We start from the raw sequence: 18,475 nt of genomic DNA, 5'->3' as shown, positions 1-18,475 counted from the left end.
TTCGTTGGTCTCGACGGTCCGGAGCGGTTCCCGACGGAAGGGGTGGGCGCCTCACATGGGCGGCGGCAGCAGTGGAGGCAGAGGGGTGTGGGTGGCGATCGCCCTGATCGGTGCGATGGTGATCGGCACCATTGCGGCGGGTGTCGTCTGGGTGGCGCAGGAAGGACACCCGGCCGGGGACCGAGTCGTCGGCGCGCTCGCGGCAGGTGGTGCCACCTTCCTCGGAGTGGCGACGCTGGCGTTCGTCATCGGAGGCTTCCTGAGCGGATAAGTCATTAGGGATACACTCCTTAGAAGTGCATTCCTAAGAGTAAGTAGCGAGAGCGAGACCCAGGGAGTGGTCATGCAGCAGCCGAGGCCGGCCAAGCCGTCACGCGTCTTCGACCGGGGCGCCGAGTGGGACGCGCTCACGGCCTTCGCCGACCGGCCCGTGCCGCACGCCACGCTGGGAGTCCTCAGCGGCAGGCGTCGCATGGGAAAGACGTATCTGCTGCGGGCACTCGTCGAGCAGTGCGGCGGGTTCTACTTCGGAGCCACCGACGCCACCGAGACAGAGTCCCTTCGGCAGTTCAGCGCCGCGCTGGCCGAACACCTGGGTTCTCCTGTGCCCTTCTCCTTCGCCACCTGGGACGACGCGGTGTCATACCTCTTCGGACTCGCGGCGCCAGGCGCCCGGACGCCAGGCAGCCCGGCGCCGGATGCCCCGTTTCTCGTGGTCATCGACGAGTTCCCGTACCTGGTGCGGGCGGCACCGGAACTGCCCTCCCTGATCCAGCGCGCGATCGACCGCGGTCAGGTGGCGGAGAGCCGCATGCGACTGCTGCTGTGCGGCTCGGCGATGTCCGTCATGGGCGGACTGCTGGCCAGCAGTGCACCGCTGCGGGGCCGGGCTCAGCTCGAACTCGTCGTAAGGCCCTTCGGGTACCGGGCAGCGGCGGATTTCTGGGGTGTCGCCACGGATCCCGCGTTGGCGGCCCGGCTGCACGCGGTCCTCGGCGGCACCCCCGCCTACCGCCGCCAGTTCCTGGCGGACGATGTCCCCGCCGATCTGGATGGCTTCGGCGAATGGATCTGCCGCACGGTCCTCTCGCCGTTCAGCCCGCTCTTCCGGGAGGCCCGCTACCTGCTCGCCGAGGAGGCCGACATCCGGGACACAGCGCTGTACCACTCGGTGCTGGCCGCCGTGGCGCAGGGCAACACCACGCGTGGAGGCATCGCGGGGTACATCGGCCGCAAGTCCGTCGACATCTCGCACCCGCTCAATGTCCTGGAGGACAGCCACCTTCTGGTGCGGGAGGCCGACATCTTCCGGGCCGGAAAATCCCAGTACCGCATCACCGAACCCCTGATCACCTTCTACGAGGCCGTCATGCGTCCCTCCTGGGCCCGGCTGGAAGCGGGCCAGGCCACCGAGGTGTGGGCCCGGGCGGGACAGCGTTTCGCGGCGCAAGTGGCCGGTCCGCACTTCGAGGCGATGTGCCGTGAATACGTGCTGGGGCCGGGGCGAACCCTGCTGAGCACGTCTCTGGGCGAGGTGGGCAACGGCGTCGTGACCGATCCGAAGGAGCGTCGGCAGATCCAGGTCGATGTGGCGGTTGTCGAGCCGGGGTCCGGGGGAAACCGCGCGTCGGTCGCCCTGCTCGGCGAGGCGAAGTGGGGCACGGTCATGGGAGTGAACCACCTCGAACGCCTAGCGCGTGCAAGGGAACTGCTTGCCGGGCGCGGCATGGACACCTCGCACTGCGGGTTGGCCTGTTTCAGCGCGGCCGGTTTCAGCGACGCTCTGCGAGCCGAGGCGGCTCGGAATGGAGTGCTGTTGATCGGCTTGGACGAGTTGTACGGCCGGTCCGTGCCCACAAGGTTTCTGCCCTAAGCCGACACGGACCGGTTCACGGCACCGAGTCCCGCCACCGCGGTCACCGGCCGCCGCCGGATCAGCAGGGCCATCAGGGCCGCCGCCGCGCACAGGGTGCCGGAGGCGTACCAGACCATGTCGTAGGTGCCGAAGACGTCGCGGGCGACGCCGCCGAGGTAGGCGACGAGGGCCGCGCCGATCTGGTGGGAGGCGAGGACCCAGCCGAAGACGATGGCGCTGTCGTCGCCGTACCGCTCCCGGCACAGGGCCAGGGTGGGCGGGACGGTGGCGACCCAGTCGAGGCCGTAGAAGATGATGAAGAAGATCATCGAGGGGTGGACCGACGGTCCAAGGAGCATCGGCAGGAACAGCAGGGAGATGCCGCGCAGGGCGTAGTAGACGGCGAGCAGGCGGCGCGGTTCGAAGCGGTCGGTGAACCAGCCGGAGGCGATCGTGCCGACGACGTCGAAGACACCGATGACCGCGAGCAGCGAGGCCGCCGTCGTGACCGGCAGGCCGTGGTCGTGGGCTGCGGGCACGAAGTGGGTCTGGACCAGGCCGTTGGTGGAGGCCCCGCAGATCGCGAAGGTGCCGGCGAGCAGCCAGAAAGGGCCGGTGCGGACGGCGGAGAACAGCACGCCGAGGGTCCTGCGGGCCGCCCCGGTGACCGGTGCCGGCTTCGGTACGAACTCGGTCGCGCCGTAGGGCTTCTGGTCCACGTCGGCCGGGTGGTCGCGCAGCAGCAGCCACACGAAGGGGACGACCGCGAGGGCGGCGAGGGCGACGGTGACGGCGGCCGGGCGCCAGTCGTACGTCTCGACCATCCAGGAGAGCAGCGGGAGGAAGATCAGCTGGCCCGAGGCGGAGGCGGCGGTGAGGATGCCGCTGACCAGGCCGCGTCGGGTGGTGAACCAGCGGTTGGTGACCGTGGCGGCGAAGGCGAGGGCCATCGAGCCGGAGCCGAGCCCGACCAGCAGGCCCCAGCAGAGCATCAGCTGCCAGGCCGCCGTCATCCACACCGTCAGACCGGACCCGAGCGCGATGACGGTCAGGGCCACTGCCACCACCCGGCGGATGCCGAAGCGGTCCATCAGCGCCGCCGCGAAGGGCGCGGTGAGCCCGTACAGCGCGAGGTTGACGGAGACGGCCGCGCCGATCGTGCCGCGCGACCAGCCGAACTCCGCGTGCAGGGGGTCGATGAGCAGGCCGGGCAGGGAGCGGAAGGCGGCCGCGCCGATGATCGTGACGAAGGTGACGGCGGCGACGAACCAGGCACGGTGGATACGCGGCGATCGGGTCGGCTTCGGGTCCTCGCCGACGGCGGCTGCGGCTTCGCTTGTCTGGGTCACGCCATAAATATCCGGCCAACGGCCTCGCTCCATCGAGTGGCCTGGAGGACAGTATTCGCTAGGATCGGGCCATGAGCAGTGACCCCGGCTTCCACCCGCACCGCGTCGTCGTCCTCGCCCTGGACGGCCTGCTCCCCTTCGAGCTGGGCATCCCGCACCGCATCTTCGGCCGCCCCAAGGACGCCCGGGGCCGCCATCTCTACGAGGTCGTGACCTGCTCGGTCCGCCCGCCCGGCCCGGTCGAGACCGACGCCGACTTCGCGATCCAGGTGCCCAACGGCCCGGAGACGCTGGCCACCGCCGACACCGTGATCATCCCGGCGTCGTACGAGCTGGGCCCGGTCTTCGAGCAGGGCGTCCTCACCCCCGAACTGGCCGCCGCCCTCGCCCACATCCGCCCCGGCACCCGGCTCGCCTCCATCTGCACGGGCGTCTACGTCCTCGCCGCCGCCGGCTACCTGAACGGCCGCCCGGCGACCACGCACTGGGCCGAGGCCGACCACCTCCAGCGGCTGTTCCCACAGATCGAGGTGGACGCGGACGTCCTGTTCATCGACGACGGTGACGTGCTGACCTCGGCGGGGGTGGCCGCCGGCATCGACCTGTGCCTGCACATGGTCCGCCGCGACCACGGCACGGCCGTCGCCAACGACGTGGCCCGCCGTACCGTCGTCCCCCCGCACCGGGACGGCGGCCAGGCCCAGTACATCCACCGTCCGGTCCCCGACCCGCAGGTGGCCACGACCACCGCCGCCCGCGCCTGGGCCCTCGGCCGCCTCCACGAGCCCGTCCAGCTGCGCGACATGGCCGAGCAGGAGACCATGTCGGTACGGACCTTCACGCGCCGCTTCCGCGAGGAGACCGGCATCAGCCCCGGCCAGTGGCTCACCCAGCAGCGCGTCGAACGCGCCCGCCACCTCCTGGAGTCCACCGACCTCTCCGTCGACCAGGTGGCCCGGGACGCCGGCTTCGGCACCGCCCAGTCGATGCGCCAGCACCTGCAGACAGCCCTCGGCGTCACCCCGACCGCCTATCGCCGTACCTTCCGGGCCGGGGCGAGCGCCGGCGACAGCCCCGGCACTGTCGGCGCCCCGCGCTGACCTCCTGACCCGCCGCACCTCGCTCCACCGGCCGATCACGCCACGCGCCGGGGTCACCCCGGCCCGGCCGGGGCGCCCGTGGACAGCCGTGACCAGCTGTGGACGGCCGTGGACGGCGCCGGACCAGGACCTGCCTGGGCGCGGCGTCACGGCAGGTCACGGCCCTCTTCCAGCACCGTCCGGATCACGTGCCGGGCGTTGTGTGCCATCGCCGGGTTCGTCGTCCGGTAGTACGGGAGTGCGATCAGCGCCTGCGAGAGCGTCCGTCCACGGCCGCGGATCCAGGTCGCGTCGTCCACGCCCAGCGCCTCGCGGAAGACCTCCCTCGCATCGGCGGGCAGCAGATTCCACGCCGGAAACAGATCGCACGCCGGATCGCCCACCCCCAGGCACCCGAAGTCGATCACCGAGGTCAGCCGGCCGCCGTCCACCAGCAGGTTGCCCGGCATGAGATCGGCGTGCAGCCACACCGGCGGCCCGTCCCAGTCCGGGGCCCGAAGTGCCGTCTCCCACACCGCGGTTGCGGCATCGCAGTCGACGCCCTCCTGGGGGATCCCGCGCAGTTCCTCGATCGCGGCCCGGGTCTCCGCGTCGAGCGAGGCGACCGGCCCGCCGCGATGAGCCTGCGGCGCCCCCGGCAGAGTGATGCCGCGCATCGCCGCCACGAACGCGGCCAGGCCCTCGGCCAGCAGCACCGGCTCGCTCAGGGCTCCTGCCTCGGGATTCTCCCCGGCCAGCCACCGGTACACCGACCACGGCCACGGATAGCCCTCGGCGGGCCGCCCGCCCCCGAGCACCTCGGGGACGGGCACGGGCAGGTGGGGCGCAAGCCGCGGCAGCCACGTACGCTCCGTCGACACGTCGTCGACCCCGCCCTGCACCAGCGGCAGCCGTACGGCCAGGTCGTCGCCCAGCCGGTACATGGCGTTGACCGTGCCGCCGGACGGGAACCGCCTCACCGCCAGCCCCGCCCACTGCGGGAACTGTCCGGCGATCAGGCGCCTTACCAGGTCGTCGTCGATGGGGTGCGTGCCGGGATGCATCTGCCCTGTGGTCATGACACGCCATCCGACCGCCGGACCCCGGCGAGCGTCAAACGCCTTTCCACGAAGCCGAAGCCGGAGCCGAAGCCGAAGCCGAAGCCGGAGCCGGAGCCGATGTCCCCGACGACCGGGGCTCCTCCCCGGCACGCGCTCGTCAGAAGGTGAGCACCCCCCGCGCCACCCGCCCCGCCTCCGCGTCGGCACGGGCCTTCTCGAAGTCCTCCACCGGGTACGTCTCGGTCACCAACTCGTCCAGCAGCAGGCTTCCCTGGCGGTACAGCCCGGCGTAGAGCGCGATGTCGTGCTGCGGCCGCGAGGAGCCGTACCGGCACCCCAGGATGGACTTGTCGAGGAACATGGAGGCGACGACGAAGGACGCCTCGGCGGTGGCGGCGGGCATGCCGAGGAGGACGGCCTGGCCGTGCCGGTCGAGGAGGTCGACAGCCTGCCGGACCAGTTCGACCCGGCCGACGCACTCGAAGGCGTGGTCCACCCCGGTCGGCAGCAGGTCCTTCACGCCGTCCGTCGAGGTCAGGAAGTCCGTCGCGCCGAACTGCCGGGCCACCTCCTCCTTGGCCGGGTTGGCGTCCACGGCCACGATCCGCAGCGCGCCCGCGATCCGCGCGCCCTGGATGACGTTGAGACCGATCCCGCCGGTGCCGATGACCACCACGGTGTCGCCGCGGTCGACGCGGGCGCGGTTCAGCACCGCGCCCACACCGGTCAGCACCCCGCACCCGATGAGGGCGGCCGACGTCAGGGGGATGTCCTTCGGAATCCGTACCGCCTGCACGGCCTTGACGACAGTCCGTTCCGCGAAGGCCGAGTTGCACGCGAACTGGTACACGGCCTGCCCGCCGCGCGTGAACGGCTTCTGCGGCCGGCCTATGGCCTTGCGGCACATGGTCGGCCGGCCCCGGTCGCAGTCGGCGCAGGCACCGCAGTTGGCGAGCGTGGACAGGGCCACATGGTCCCCTGGCGCCACATGGCTGACGCCCACACCGACCGCCTCCACCACACCCGCACCCTCATGCCCGAGCACCACGGGAACAGGGAAGGGTATGGTCCCGTCCACCACGGACAGATCGCTGTGACACAGCCCGGCCGCCGACACCGCGACCAGCACCTCCCCCGGCCCCGGCTCCCGTACGTCCAGGTCATCGACGACCTGCACCTGTTTCCCGTCGAACACGACCCCACGCATCACGACTCGACCCCCTTCGGTTCCCTCGGCAGACCGAGCACCCGCTCGGCGATGATCGTGCGCTGGACCTGGTCCGAGCCGCCGTAGATGGTGTCGGCCCGGGAGAAGAGGAACAGGTGCTGGGCGGCGTCCAGTTCGTAGGGCGCGGCGGCCGACCAGCCGGCCGGGCCGACGCTCGCGGCCGCGCCCCGCACCAGTACGGCGAGCTCTCCGAGCCGCTGGTGCCAGCCGCCCCACAGCAGCTTGGCCACACTGGGCGCGCCGGGCTCCGCAGCCGAATTCCCCAGTGTCCGCAGGGCGTTCCACCGCATCACCCGCAACTCGGCCCACTGCCGAACCAACCGCTCCCGTACGACGGGATCGTCAACGGCCCCACTCTGTACGGCATCTCGCACCACCCGCCCCAACTCCTCCGCGAACCCGATCTGCTGGGCGAGCGTGGACACCCCGCGCTCGAACCCGAGCAGGCTCATCGCGACGCGCCAGCCGTTGCCCTCGCCGCCGACGACGTGCTCCACGCGCGCGTGCGCCCCGTCGAAGAAGACCTCGTTGAATTCGCTGGTGCCCGTCATCTGCCGGATGGGGCGGACCTCGATACGGCCCGGCTGGTCCATCGGCACGAGCAGGAAGCTCAGCCCGTGGTGGCGCCGCGAGCCCGCCTCGGTCCGCGCCAGCACGAAACACCAGTCGGCCTCGTGGGCGAGCGACGTCCAGATCTTCTGCCCGGAGATGCGATATCCGTCCCCCTCCCTTGCCGCCACGGTCCGCACGCCGGCCAGATCGGACCCGGCGCCGGGCTCGCTGTACCCCTGGCACCAGAGCTCTTCCCCGGCGGCGACGGCCGGCAGAAAACGCGCCTTCTGCTCTGCGCTGCCATGCGCGATGAGTGTCGGGGCAAGCAGATTCTCCCCGATGTGCCCGGACCGCGGCGGCGCGGCCGACCGCGCATACTCCTCGGCCCACGCAACCTGCTGAGTGAGCGTGGCGGTCCGATTCCCGTACCCGCCCTCCGCCCACCCGATCCCGATCCACCCGGCGGCCCCGAGCGCCCGCTCCCAACCGCGCCGGTCCACATCGGCTGTGACGTGCGCGTCGAGCCACCCCCGGACTTCCCGACGAAACTCTCCATCCTCCGGCGCAAAGCCGAACTCCACGGTGACCTCCAGAGATGCGTCGGGGTTAGGACCGTACGAAAACCGCCGGTCACCGCCGTGGCGGCTGATCACCATCGCGGCGGAGAGAAAAGAGGGGCCGACAGGGAGTGGGTGGGGAGAACAGGAGGACAGGGTGGGAACGGCAGCGAGTGAACTGCTCTTCGGGAAGCCGAACTTCTGAACCCCGGGGACCGAAACCCCCAGGGGCGCGGGGAACTGCGCGACCAGCCACGACGGTGCCGCAGTCGCCCACCACCCGCCCCCGCCACGGCGGGCAGGCGCCCGGTCCTCGCCCATCTGCAGCCGCCGGAACGCACACGGCCCACCCCCCTCAGGCGTTCGGCCGGCTTCCGCCCCGCGCAGCGGCTTCCATCGCCGCCAGCCGCGCCAGCATCGGCATCGGATCCGTCCCCACGCCCCCCGGCAGCGCCTCCGCGATCCGCTCCGGCGTCCAGGAACCCCCTTCGGCGTACGCGGCCCGCAGCTCCATAGGCTGGGCCCACACCGCGATCTTCGGCCCGGCCACCGTGTAGACCTGCCCGGTGACCCCCGCGTCCCGCGCCGCGTCCGACAGCAGGTAGACGACGAACGCCGCCACGTCCTCCGGCTCGCCGATCTCCGTCAGTTCCGTCGGCACGCCCGCCGACATCCGGGTCCGGGCCACCGGCGCCACCGCGTTCGCGGTCACCCCGTACTTGTTGAGGCCCAGCGCAGCGCTCCGCACCAGCGAGATGATCCCGCCCTTGGCCGCGCTGTAGTTGGCCTGCGAGACCGAGCCCTGGTGGTTGCCGCTGGTGAAGCCGATGAGGGTGCCGGCGCGCTGAGCACGCATCACCGCCGACGCCGCGCGGAACACCGTGAACGTGCCCTTGAGGTGGGTGGCGACCACCGGGTCCCACTCCTCCTCGGTCATGTTGAACAGCATCCGCTCACGCAGGATCCCCGCCACGCACACGACCCCGTCGAGCCGGCCGTACGAGGACAGCGCCGTGTCCACGAGCCGTTGCCCGCCCGCCATCGTGGAGATGTCGTCGGCGACCGCGACCGCGTCCCCGCCCGCCGCCTCGATCTCCTTGACCACGGACTCGGCGACCTCACTCGTGGGCGATCCGCCGTCGACCGCGACGCCGTAGTCGTTGACGACGACCTTCGCCCCGTCGGCCGCCGCCGCCAGCGCCACCGCCCGTCCGATACCGCGCCCCGCACCCGTCACGGCGACGACCTTGCCTGCCAAGAAGTTCCCCACGCCCGGCCCCTTCCCGCGGTTTCTGACGGACCGTTAGATTTTATGACCCGTCAGATGTGCGGACACAAGGCCTGGGGAGGACCCAGATGTCACTGCCGGCGCTTCATCCCGCGTTCCATGACATCGCCAAGCGCGTCAACAACTGGGGGCGCTGGGGCGCCGACGACGAGATCGGCACGCTGAACCTGGTCACCGACGAGGTGGTGCGGGAGGCGGCGGCGACGGTCCGGACCGGGCGCCGCGTCCCGCTCGCCCTCCCGCTCCGGGAGGACGGCGTGCAGACCGGGATGATCCCGGGGCGGGTCAACCCCCTGCACACCATGGTGCAGATCAACCAGGAGCTCTTCGGCCCGGGGACCGTGGCGTGCAGCGACGACGCCGTGACCATGGGGCTGCAGGCCGGCACCCACTGGGACGCGCTCACCCATGTCTCGCACTCGGGGAGGCTCTACAACGGCCGCCCGGCGCACACCGTCACCGCGCACGGCGGCGCCGAGTTCGGCGGGATCGACAAGGCGCGGCACATCGTCTCGCGCGGGGTGCTGCTGGACGTGGCGCGGGCGCGGGGCGTGGACCGGCTGGCGGGCGGGCACGCGGTCACCCCGGAAGACCTGGACGCGGCCGAGGAGTTCGCCGGGACGGCCGTCCGGAGCGGTGACATCGTCCTCGTACGGACCGGGCAGGTGCAGGTGTACCTCGCGGGGGACAAGCACGGGTACGGCTATCCGTCGCCGGGTCTTTCGGTGCACACCCCGGAGTGGTTCCACGCGCGCGATGTGGCCGCGGTCGCCAACGATACCCTCACGTTCGAGATCTTCCCGCCCGAGATCGAGGACCTGTGGCTGCCCGTGCACGCCCTGGACCTGGTCGAGATGGGGATGCTGCAGGGCCAGAACTGGAATCTCGAAGAGTTGTCCACAGCCTGTGGAGAAACCGGCCGGTACGCGTTCCTGCTGTCGGCGATGCCCGAGCCGTTCGTCGGGGCGACGGGCACTCCGGTCGCCCCCGTGGCCGTCCTCTGAGCACCACGGCCGCCCTGCCGGAAGCCGGTGTCACACCCGAGGGGGCGTGACACCGGCCCTCCCCCATTCCCCCTGTTCCCCCTGCATCCGGACGACCACGCGCACCGGCCCGCCCCGAGCCCGGTCCCGCGCGCCGCCGTCCGACTCGACCCACACTCGACGAGGGCGTCCGTCACCCAGGACCCTCGCCGTCCCCTCGCTGCGAATCGCAGACCTCAAGCGTGAGCAAACGGTCACAAGGCGTCAACACCCGCGCGGGGTTTTACGACTTATGCCCCGGTTCACCATGGGCGCGCACGGATGCAACCCCCGGCGCATGGCCGCACACCGGGATCACACCGCTTCGAAGGCCAGCCCTTCGTACGAGGCCAGCCCGCCCCCGTACGCCACCGCCGCGCCCTGCTGGGGCTGCGAACACCGGTCGAGTTCGCACCAGATGCGCTTGCCGGCACCTTCGGGGCTCCAGCCCCAGCGGTCGGCGAGCCCGTCGACGAGGGCGAGTCCGCGGCCGCCGGTCGCATCGCCGTCGGCACACCGCGGCACGGGCGCGCGGTCGCTGGCGTCGGCGACCTCCAGGCGGACGGTGACCGACTCGTCGGCGCCCCTGCGGTCCACGCCCGGCAGCAGGAGCCGCAGCACGGCCGGACAGCCCGTGTGCACCACGGCATTGGTGACCAGCTCGGAGACGAGCAGGATCAGCGTCTCGGCCAACGGCTCGTCCGCCGCTATACCGGACCCGGCGAGGCGCGAGCGGGCCCACCTTCTGGCCCGCCCCACCTCCGCGGGGTCGGGCCGGATCTCCAGCTGCACTTGAAGCACCTGCACCGCTCACACCATCCGAACCGGCGGACACATGAACCCGCGCCGAGCCAACGCCACGACGAGGGCCGCGACGAAAAGGACGACGAGGGCCACGATCGTAGCCATTTTCTGCATGGCCAGAACAACGGCCAGAGCAAGGGTCACGGAACGTGATTCCCTTACGAGACAGCATGGTTGACGTACAGTCACCCCAACAAGCGCTTCGGGCATATTCCAGCGCGAAGGAGTACGCCTCCGGCATACTGTGCGACGCTCGCGGCGGGGAGTCGAACAAGCGGGGGCACAAGCCCTTACCGCCCTGCGAGCGGCGGTGCGCACCATGAGTGGCGGGGCCGCTTCGACGGCTCCGCCGGCATGGCTCGTCCTCGGAACCACTCGCATCCCACAGAAGGTACCCGAGGGGACGGTCGACTCCAGGCCGTGACGAGTCACGCGTTGGACACAACCCGGTATCAACGCTCCGTGATTCCGGTATGCCACAATCCGCGACATCCTGACCGGCCGAATCCATGATTCCGCAGGCCAGAGCCGTTTCGAACGCTCAGCCGAGCAGCTCCGCGGCGAGCATTTCCTCACTCTCCGTATTCGCACCACCACGCTGTGTCCGCACCCATGTCCGTTTCAGATGCAGATGCACCTCCGACTCCCAGGTGAAGCCCATCCCGCCGTGCACCTGGAGGCAGTCCCGGGCGCCGCGCACGGCGGCCTCGTCGGCGAGCAGCCGGGCCGCCGCAATGTCCGCGGGGGCGGAGGTCACGGCGGCCGCGTAGACGGCCGCCCGCGCGGTCTCCGCACGCACCAGCATGTCGGCGCACAGATGCTTGACGGCCTGGAACCCCCCGATCGGCTGCCCGAACTGCACGCGCGTGCGTGCGTGTTGCACGGCCAGCTCGCACGCGCGCGTGGCCGTGCCGAGCTGCTCGGCGGCGGTGAGGAGCACGGCGACCGGGTCGGGCGGCCCGGAGACCGGCCCCGGGACCCGGTGCAGGGGCGTCAACGGGTCCACCGAGCGCACCGGTACGGCCCCGGAGGCGTCCCCCGTCACCTCGTCGGCCTCGGCCAGCCACTCCACCAGGCCGCCGTCCACACGGGCCACCACGGCCTCCCCGGTGGCCGCGCCGGGCACGTCGGCCGCCGCGAGGTGGGTGGCCACCAGCGGGCCGGGCAGCAGCGCCCGCCCAGCCTCCTCGAACACCAACACGGCCTCGGGCAGGCCGAGTCCGACACCGCCGTCGGCCTCGGGCAGCCGCAGCGCGAAGAACCCGGCGGCTCCCAGCTCCCGCCACAGGCCCCGGTCGAGCCGGCCCGGCGCACCGGCGGCCGCCCGCAGCACCGCGCCGTCGAACCGGCGCCCGAGCAGCTCCCGCATGCCCGCCCGCAACGCCTCCTGGTCACGGGTCAGTCGAAAGCGCACGTCCGCTCACCGCCCCTTCGGCAGCCCGAGGATCCGCTCGGCCACGATGTTCCGCTGGATCTGCGAGGTCCCGGCCGCGATGGTGTACGAGAGCGAGGAGAGCCGGTCGAGGACCCACGGCCGGTCCAGGTCGAGGGCGTCGGGGCCGAGCACGGCGGCCGCCGCGTCGTACAGCTCCTGGCGCGCGTGCGAGTACCGCAGCTTGAAGACCGAGCCCCCGACACCGGGCACGCCCCGGCCCTCCGCCTCGCTGACGTTCCACTGGGTGAGCCGCCACAGCGCCCGGAACTCGGCGTTCAGGCGGCCGAGGCGGCGGCGCAGTTCCGGATCGTCCCAGGTGCCGTTCTCGCACGCCACGCGCGCGAGGTCGCCGAGCACCCGGCGGCAGGCGACGACCTCGCCGACGAAGGCGGTACCGCGTTCGAAGGAGAGGGTCACCATGGTGACGCGCCAGCCGTCGTTCTCGGCGCCCACCCGGTTGGCCACCGGCACCCGTACCTCGTCGAGGAACACCTCGGCGAACTCGTGGGACCCGGCGAGCGTGCGCAGCGGCCGTACGGTGATGCCCGGGGCGTCCATGGGCATGGCCAGCCAGCTGATGCCCCGGTGCCTGGGCGCCTCGGGGTCCGTCCGCACCAGCAGTTCGCACCAGTCGGCGACCTCCGCGTGCGAGGTCCAGATCTTGGACCCGCTCACCACGTAGTCGTCGCCGTCACGCCACGCGCGCGTGCGCAGCGCGGCCAGGTCCGAGCCGGCGTCCGGTTCGCTGAAGCCCTGGCACCACACCTCGTCGCCGCGCAGGATCGGCGCCAGCCAGCGGGTCCGCTGTGCCTCGCTGCCCTCGGCGGCGATGGTGGGGCCCGCGTGCAGCAGGCCGACGAAGTTGGCGCCCACATAGGGCGCGCCGGCCTTCTCGGTCTCCTCAAGGAAGATCAGCCGGGTGGTCGGGGACGCGTCCCAGTGGACGTCGGCGTACCCGGCGTCGTACAGCGTGCGCTGCCAGCCGAGGTCGTAGGCACGGCGGCCCGGCCAGTCCTCGGGCTTCGGCTTCGGCGGAAGGCCGGGCAGCGCCTTGGCGAGCCACTCCCGCAGCCGCGCCCGGAAGTCCTCCTCCTCGGGCGTGTACGACAGGTCCACCGGCAGACACCCCCCACGGAGCTGATGGTTCGTCAGACATCGTCAGCCATCGCAGGCTAGCCCCGCACCCCTGGACCGACAAGGCGCCAGGACCTACGATCTGACGACTCGTCAGTTCCGTGGTTCCGCTGGGCAGGAGGACGCCATGAACGCCACCGCACACGAGCTGAGCACCTCCCGCACGCTCTGGGAGCTGGTCGCCCGCCGCGCCGGACTCACCCCGGACCGGCCGGTGTTCCTCCAGGGCGACCGCACCCTGAGCTTCGGCGCGCTGCGCGCGCGTGCCGAACGCGTCGCGGCCGGGCTCCACGGCATGGGGGTGCGCCCCGGCACGGTGGTCGCCTGGCAGCTGCCCACCCGGATCGAGACGGCCGTGCTGTCCTTCGCGCTGGCCCGGCTCGGCGCCGTCCAGTCCCCCGTCATCCCCTTCTACCGGGACCGCGAGGTCGGCTTCGCGCTGCGCGAGTCCAGGGCCGAGTTCTTCGCCGTACCGGGCGTGTGGCGCGGCTTCGACCACGCGGAGATGGCGCGCCGGCTGGGCGCGAAGGGGATCTTCGAGGCCTACGACGAGCTGCCCGACGGCGATCCGGCCGTGCTGCCCGCCCCGCCCGCCGAGGGCACCTCCGTCCGGTGGATCTACTGGACCTCGGGAACCACCTCGGACCCCAAGGGCGTTCTGCATACGGACCGGTCGCTCATCGCGGGCGGATCGTGTCTCGCGCACGCGCTGCGGCTCACGGCGGCCGACGTGGGCTCGATGGCGTTCCCGTACGCGCACATCGCCGGCCCCGACTACACGGTGATGCTGCTGCTGTACGGCTTCCCGGCGGTGATGTTCGAGCAGTTCGCGCTGCCGGACGCACTGCCGGAGTACCGCAGGCACGGGGTGACGGTGGCGGGCGGGTCGACGGCGTTCTACTCGATGTTCCTGGCCGAGCAGCGCAAGCAGCCGGGGGTGCCGGTCATTCCCTCGCTGCGGCTGCTGGCCGGCGGCGGGGCGCCCAAGCCGCCGGAGGTGTACCACGCGGTGGTGCGCGAGATGGGGGTGCAGCTGACGCACGGGTACGGCATGACCGAGGTGCCGATGATCACGATGGGGGCGCCGGACGACACGGTGGAGAACCTGGCGACGACCGAGGGACGGCCGCCGGAGGGGATGGAGATCCGGATCGCGGAGGGCGGCGAGGTGCGGTTGCGGGGGGAGGCGGTGTGCCAGGGGTACCTGGACCCGGCGCAGTCCGCCGCGGCCTTCGACGAGGACGGGTTCCTGCGCACCGGCGACCTGGGCCGGGTGACGGGAACCGGCCATCTGGTCCTCACCGGGCGGCTCAAGGACGTGATCATCCGCAAGGGGGAGAACATCTCGGCGAAGGAGATCGAGGATCTGCTCGCCGCGCATCCGGCGGTGGCCGACGCGGCGGTGGTCGGGCTGCCGGACGCGGACCGCGGTGAGCTGGTCTGCGCGGTGGTCGAGCAGCCGCCGGGAGCCGTCGCGTTGACGCTCCCGGAGGTGGTGTCGTACCTGCGCGCGGAAGGGCTGTCGGTGCACAAGCTGCCGGAGCGGCTGGAGGTGGTGGCCGCGCTTCCGCGCAACGAGACGCTGCGCAAGGTGCTCAAGTACAAGCTGCGCGAGCGGTTCTCCGAGGCTCCGGCTCCGGCTCCGGCTCCGGCTCCGGGGAGCCCTACTCCGGGATCGTGAAGTACCGAGCGAACGCCGGGACGATCTCGGCCTCCGCGACCTTGCCGTCGCCGTCGGTGTCCAGGCCCGCCGCGACCGCCTGCGCGAGCTCCGGGGCGACCCCGAGGACGCGCAGCACGCGCACGGTGTCGGCGACGGTCGCCGTGCCCGTGCCCGCGGTGTCCGCGAGGGCGAGGGCCGCGTGCAGGAAGGGGCGGGCGATCTCGCCGAACCGCTCGGGGTTGTCGTGCAGCCGCTTGACCGCGCCGCTCACGAACTCCTGGCGGGTGATGCGCTGGTCGCCGTCCCGGTCCGCCATGCCGGCCATGCCCTGCCAGAAGGCCTCCGCACCGGCGTACAGGGCCTGGCCCTTGTCGGAGCGGGCGGGGAGGCCGAACTCGGCGAGCAGCGCCTTGGTTGCCGCGTTGAAGTCCTCGCGGTCGATCCAGCCGTTGCCGTCCTGGTCGAAGGTTGCGAACCGGGCGGCGATCCGTCGCTCGTACTCGGTGCTGACCATGTCTGTTCGGGCCGCCTTACGTGACGTGGGGGTTCATCTCGCAGGGAGCGTACGACGCGGCGGCGGCCGGAGAGCGGGAAAACGACGGTTGTGCCAAGACCGGGGGAATTCCGCGACAACAACGTGGCTATGTCGTGATCGTCGGCTATGGGCCCGCGAAGCCCGGCTGCCCCGGCTACGCGGACAGCGGGTCCTCCTCGTCGGCGGTCGCGCTGTCGATGTCGGCGTACACGTCGAACAGCCGCCGTACGCCGAGGGCGCCGAGAACCCGGTTGACGTGAGATCCGTCACTCGCGCCCTGGGCGGGCAGTATCAGCCGCAGCCGACCCCGGCAGGAGCGGATCAGGCGACGGGCCGCGATGAGGACGCCGACCCCGCTGGAGTCGCAGAAGAAGACGTCGGACAGGTCGAGGACCAGGCTGTGGTGGCCCTCGGCGACCACGTCGTGCACCCGCTGGCGCAGCACCGGCGAGGTCACCAGGTCCAGTTCGCCCGACACCCCGAGCACCGCCCACTCGCCCTGTTCGACGCCGGTCACCTTGAAAGCCACGGCTCAGCCCTCCGCTCGCCGGATCTCCGGAACCGCCCGGAAACGGAGCCAGTTCCTACGCTTCTTGTCGCGCGGCTGCCCAGCGGCCGTTCCCCGAAACCCCGGATGACAAACGAGCATCGATCGGAGAGGGTCTTGTTTCGGTCACTGTCGATCCTGTTCGATCAGAAACAGAAGGTTCGGCCGTAGACGAGCGGGAGAGCCGGGGAACACGCGGAGAAGGGCGGGGGAAGGGGAGAAGGGCGGGGAGAAGTACCGGAGCTCCTACTACCACCCGCGGTCCGTCAAGGGGCGCGCATTGCCACAAAGGGGCGTGCGTCGCCGGACGTGCCGACTACATTCGAGGAGACGGTGGAGACACGCTGGACACGGACACGGGGAGGGGGCCGCATGGCGAAGAAGGACGTACCGCCCCGCTGGGACCGCAAGATGCAGCAGCGGCTCGCACGCGGCGAGGCGGCCGCCCTCGGTGAGCTGTACGACCGCTTCGCCTCGCTGGTGCACGGGCTCGCCCACCGCGTCCTCGGGGACGAGCGGGCCGCGGACGGCATAACCCGCGAGGTCTTCGCCCAGGTCTGGGAGCACCCCGACGCCTACGACCCCCGGCAGGGGCCGTTGCGCTCGTGGCTCGCCGCGCTGGCCCACCGGCTCGCCGTGCAGCGCCTCAGGGCCACCGAGACCGCCGCGCTCGCCCCCGGAGACGGTTCCTCCCCAAAGGCCGCGGAGGAACTGGAGCACAAGGTGCGGCGGGCGTCCGTCGCCGCCCGCGCGGACTACATCGTGCACTCCATGCCGGCACCGCTGCGCGCCGCCCTGGAGCTCGCCTACTTCCAGCGCCGCGACTACCGGCAGACCGCGGTGGACCTCGGCGTCACCGAGGACGAGGCCCGCCGCCGGCTGCGCCTGGGCCTGCAACTGCTGTCCACCGCGCACGACGCCGGGACGCCGCCCGGATACGGAGGTGGGGCGTGAGCGGCGCCGAGTTCTCCGAGGCGCACGACGGCAGCGGCTCCGGGGACGGCGACGTGCCGCGCGACGGCGGCGCCGGCTTCGGCCGGTCGCCGCGCATACCGCTGCCCCGGGCCTCCGTCGAGGACGGCGGGCAGCCGCTGCCCGAGCCGGCCGACCTGCCTCCCGTACCGCTGGAGTTGTCGCACGACGTCCTGAAGTCGCTGCTCGGGGCGTGGGCACTGGCCGCGTGCTCGACGGCCGAGGCCCTCGCCGTCGAGGTCCATCTCGGGGACTGCGGGGCCTGCGCGGACGAGGCGCGGCGGCTGCGCGAGGCGGTCGGCCTGCTGCACCAGCCGGAGAGCCTGGACCTCGATCCCGGCCTGCGCACCCGGGTCCTGGAGGCCTGCCTGGACCGTCGGCCGGCCAGGATCCCGATCCCCGCGTGGGCGGCGCCCTACGACGCGGAGACCGCCCGCCTGGACGCCCTGCTCCAGGACATCGGCGACGCGGAGTGGCACGCGCCGGTGCGGCTGCGCTGGTTCGACGGCGAGGCGGCGGCGACCCGCCGTACGACGGTCGCCGGCGTGATCGCGCACCTGCTGACCGTCGACGGGCTGGTGGCGACCGCGCTGGGCCTGGAGGACCCTCTCGGAGAGGCCCGCGCACAGGGCCCGGCCGCCCGTACCGAGGCCTTCTGGCAGGCCTCGCACTTCCCGCCGACGCGTGCGGTGCGGGTGCCCTGGCGGGAGCAGAGCCACCGGCTCGTGCAGACCGTCTCCTTCACCGGCGGCGGCGCCGGGCGCCTCGGGGTGTCGTACGGCGACTTCGAACTGCCGTTGCACGACGCGATGCTGGACCGTGCCTTCGAGTGCTGGGTGCACGCGGAGGACATCGCGGAGGCCGTGGACTATCCCTACGGGCCGCCGGCCCCGAGGCACCTGCACCGGATGATCGACCTCGCGGCCCGGATGCTGCCCGCTGCGCTGGCCGAGCGCCGACGGGCGGGGCTGGCGTCGCCCGGCCAGACGCCCCACCTGGTCCCTGCGGGACGGCCCGGCCGGAGCCTGCGGCTGGAGATCGAGGGCAGCGGCGGCGGCGAGTGGCTGATCCCGCTGGACTCGCCGGGGGCGGTGGGCTCGTCGGAGTTCGAGGTGGCGCACGTGGCGCTGGACGACGTGGAGTTCTGCAGGCTGGCCGCGGGCCATGTGCCGCCGGAGGACGCTGCGGCGGGGCAGCTCGGGGATCGGGCGGCGATCAGGGACGTGTTGTTCGCGGCGGCGAGTCTGAGCCGGATGTAGGGACGTTCGCACAGGGGGCGGGGCGGTTCCGTGCGACGGCGACTGCGGGTGGTTCGTGGTTGCTCGCGCAGTTCCCCGCGCCCCCAAAAGCCAAAAGCGGGGCGCAGCCCCGTCTTTTCCAGGGGCGCGGGGAAC

General features: G+C 72.1%; 17 protein-coding genes. 7 read left to right on the top strand and 10 right to left on the bottom strand.

Annotated elements, in window-relative coordinates:
• Window positions 1-91 precede the first annotated feature (91 nt).
• Complete coding sequence (locus ACFWPS_RS43430; protein WP_383716772.1) at window positions 92-271, top strand: hypothetical protein; 180 nt, start codon at window positions 92-94, stop codon at window positions 269-271.
• Between the two features lie 72 nt (window positions 272-343).
• Entirely contained in the window at window positions 344-1,873 is a 1,530-nt protein-coding gene (locus tag ACFWPS_RS43425; protein WP_383716769.1) for an ATP-binding protein, read from the top strand.
• Here ACFWPS_RS43425 and ACFWPS_RS43420 read toward each other — a convergent pair.
• Window positions 1,870-3,204 (bottom strand): MFS transporter, encoded by a 1,335-nt coding sequence (locus ACFWPS_RS43420; RefSeq protein ID WP_383716766.1) that lies wholly within the window; start codon window positions 3,202-3,204, stop codon window positions 1,870-1,872. The two genes, ACFWPS_RS43425 and ACFWPS_RS43420, sit on opposite strands and share 4 nt — an antisense overlap.
• 71 nt (window positions 3,205-3,275) lie before the next feature.
• Here ACFWPS_RS43420 and ACFWPS_RS43415 point away from each other — a divergent pair, with 71 nt between their 5' ends.
• Window positions 3,276-4,304, top strand: a complete 1,029-nt coding sequence (locus tag ACFWPS_RS43415) for a GlxA family transcriptional regulator (protein WP_383716763.1) — start codon at window positions 3,276-3,278, stop codon at window positions 4,302-4,304.
• Between the two features lie 146 nt (window positions 4,305-4,450).
• On the opposite strand, the gene ACFWPS_RS43410 is transcribed toward ACFWPS_RS43415, so the two are convergent.
• The 4 genes from ACFWPS_RS43410 to ACFWPS_RS43395 form a co-directional block, all read right to left on the bottom strand.
• Complete coding sequence (locus ACFWPS_RS43410; RefSeq protein WP_383716760.1) at window positions 4,451-5,362, bottom strand: aminoglycoside phosphotransferase family protein; 912 nt, start codon at window positions 5,360-5,362, stop codon at window positions 4,451-4,453.
• A gap of 139 nt (window positions 5,363-5,501) precedes the next feature.
• Entirely contained in the window at window positions 5,502-6,551 is a 1,050-nt protein-coding gene (locus ACFWPS_RS43405; protein ID WP_383716757.1) for a Zn-dependent alcohol dehydrogenase, read from the bottom strand.
• Entirely contained in the window at window positions 6,551-7,705 is a 1,155-nt protein-coding gene (locus ACFWPS_RS43400; protein ID WP_383716838.1) for an acyl-CoA dehydrogenase family protein, read from the bottom strand. The genes ACFWPS_RS43405 and ACFWPS_RS43400 overlap by 1 nt, the downstream gene beginning before the upstream one ends.
• A gap of 331 nt (window positions 7,706-8,036) precedes the next feature.
• Window positions 8,037-8,951, bottom strand: a complete 915-nt coding sequence (locus ACFWPS_RS43395) for an SDR family NAD(P)-dependent oxidoreductase (protein ID WP_383716753.1) — start codon at window positions 8,949-8,951, stop codon at window positions 8,037-8,039.
• Between the two features lie 86 nt (window positions 8,952-9,037).
• On the opposite strand from ACFWPS_RS43395, the gene ACFWPS_RS43390 reads away from it, so the two are divergent.
• Window positions 9,038-9,973, top strand: a complete 936-nt coding sequence (locus tag ACFWPS_RS43390) for a cyclase family protein (protein WP_383716751.1) — start codon at window positions 9,038-9,040, stop codon at window positions 9,971-9,973.
• A gap of 333 nt (window positions 9,974-10,306) precedes the next feature.
• Here ACFWPS_RS43390 and ACFWPS_RS43385 read toward each other — a convergent pair whose 3' ends face one another.
• From ACFWPS_RS43385 to ACFWPS_RS43375, 3 genes are all read right to left on the bottom strand, one after another.
• Entirely contained in the window at window positions 10,307-10,783 is a 477-nt protein-coding gene (locus ACFWPS_RS43385) for an ATP-binding protein (RefSeq protein ID WP_383716835.1), read from the bottom strand.
• 553 nt (window positions 10,784-11,336) lie between these two features.
• The gene (locus tag ACFWPS_RS43380) at window positions 11,337-12,209 is read right to left on the bottom strand and encodes an acyl-CoA dehydrogenase family protein (RefSeq protein ID WP_383716748.1); all 873 of its coding nucleotides are present in this window, start codon (window positions 12,207-12,209) and stop codon (window positions 11,337-11,339) included.
• Between the two features lie 6 nt (window positions 12,210-12,215).
• Window positions 12,216-13,346, bottom strand: coding sequence for an acyl-CoA dehydrogenase family protein (locus ACFWPS_RS43375; RefSeq protein WP_383716745.1), 1,131 nt, complete (start codon window positions 13,344-13,346; stop codon window positions 12,216-12,218).
• A 145-nt stretch (window positions 13,347-13,491) separates the two neighbouring features.
• Between ACFWPS_RS43375 and ACFWPS_RS43370 the strand changes: the two genes are divergently transcribed.
• Complete coding sequence (locus ACFWPS_RS43370; RefSeq protein ID WP_383716742.1) at window positions 13,492-15,045, top strand: class I adenylate-forming enzyme family protein; 1,554 nt, start codon at window positions 13,492-13,494, stop codon at window positions 15,043-15,045.
• On the opposite strand, the gene ACFWPS_RS43365 is transcribed toward ACFWPS_RS43370, so the two are convergent.
• On the bottom strand, window positions 15,029-15,541 hold the full coding sequence (locus ACFWPS_RS43365) for an EF-hand domain-containing protein (RefSeq protein WP_383716739.1): 513 nt from the start codon (window positions 15,539-15,541) through the stop codon (window positions 15,029-15,031). The genes ACFWPS_RS43370 and ACFWPS_RS43365 overlap by 17 nt on opposite strands.
• Window positions 15,542-15,716: 175 nt before the next feature.
• Window positions 15,717-16,091, bottom strand: coding sequence for an STAS domain-containing protein (locus ACFWPS_RS43360; RefSeq protein ID WP_089101928.1), 375 nt, complete (start codon window positions 16,089-16,091; stop codon window positions 15,717-15,719).
• A gap of 390 nt (window positions 16,092-16,481) precedes the next feature.
• Between ACFWPS_RS43360 and ACFWPS_RS43355 the strand changes: the two genes are divergently transcribed.
• Together ACFWPS_RS43355 and ACFWPS_RS43350 are read left to right on the top strand one after the other, a co-directional pair.
• Entirely contained in the window at window positions 16,482-17,063 is a 582-nt protein-coding gene (locus ACFWPS_RS43355) for an RNA polymerase sigma factor (protein ID WP_383716738.1), read from the top strand.
• The gene (locus tag ACFWPS_RS43350) at window positions 17,060-18,340 is read left to right on the top strand and encodes a maleylpyruvate isomerase N-terminal domain-containing protein (protein WP_383716735.1); all 1,281 of its coding nucleotides are present in this window, start codon (window positions 17,060-17,062) and stop codon (window positions 18,338-18,340) included. The genes ACFWPS_RS43355 and ACFWPS_RS43350 overlap by 4 nt, the downstream gene beginning before the upstream one ends.
• The last annotated feature ends 135 nt before the right edge of the window (window positions 18,341-18,475 follow it).

Source organism: Streptomyces sp. NPDC058457, from assembly GCF_042720695.1.
GTDB lineage: Bacteria > Actinomycetota > Actinomycetes > Streptomycetales > Streptomycetaceae > Streptomyces.
Note: the sequence above shows the minus strand (reverse complement) of the source record. Positions and strands in the feature narration are given on the sequence as shown.

What these genes read in the sequence shown, in the direction of transcription:
- ACFWPS_RS43415 (WP_383716763.1), top strand. Translation starts at nt 3,276, where the DNA reads ATGAGCAGTGACCCCGGCTTCCACCCGCACCGCGTCGTCGTCCTCGCC.
- ACFWPS_RS43355 (WP_383716738.1), top strand. Translation starts at nt 16,482, where the DNA reads ATGGCGAAGAAGGACGTACCGCCCCGCTGGGACCGCAAGATGCAGCAG.
- ACFWPS_RS43410 (WP_383716760.1), bottom strand. Translation starts at nt 5,362, where the DNA reads ATGACCACAGGGCAGATGCATCCCGGCACGCACCCCATCGACGACGAC.
- ACFWPS_RS43405 (WP_383716757.1), bottom strand. Translation starts at nt 6,551, where the DNA reads ATGCGTGGGGTCGTGTTCGACGGGAAACAGGTGCAGGTCGTCGATGAC.
- ACFWPS_RS43390 (WP_383716751.1), top strand. Translation starts at nt 9,038, where the DNA reads ATGTCACTGCCGGCGCTTCATCCCGCGTTCCATGACATCGCCAAGCGC.
- ACFWPS_RS43365 (WP_383716739.1), bottom strand. Translation starts at nt 15,541, where the DNA reads ATGGTCAGCACCGAGTACGAGCGACGGATCGCCGCCCGGTTCGCAACC.
- ACFWPS_RS43425 (WP_383716769.1), top strand. Translation starts at nt 344, where the DNA reads ATGCAGCAGCCGAGGCCGGCCAAGCCGTCACGCGTCTTCGACCGGGGC.
- ACFWPS_RS43370 (WP_383716742.1), top strand. Translation starts at nt 13,492, where the DNA reads ATGAACGCCACCGCACACGAGCTGAGCACCTCCCGCACGCTCTGGGAG.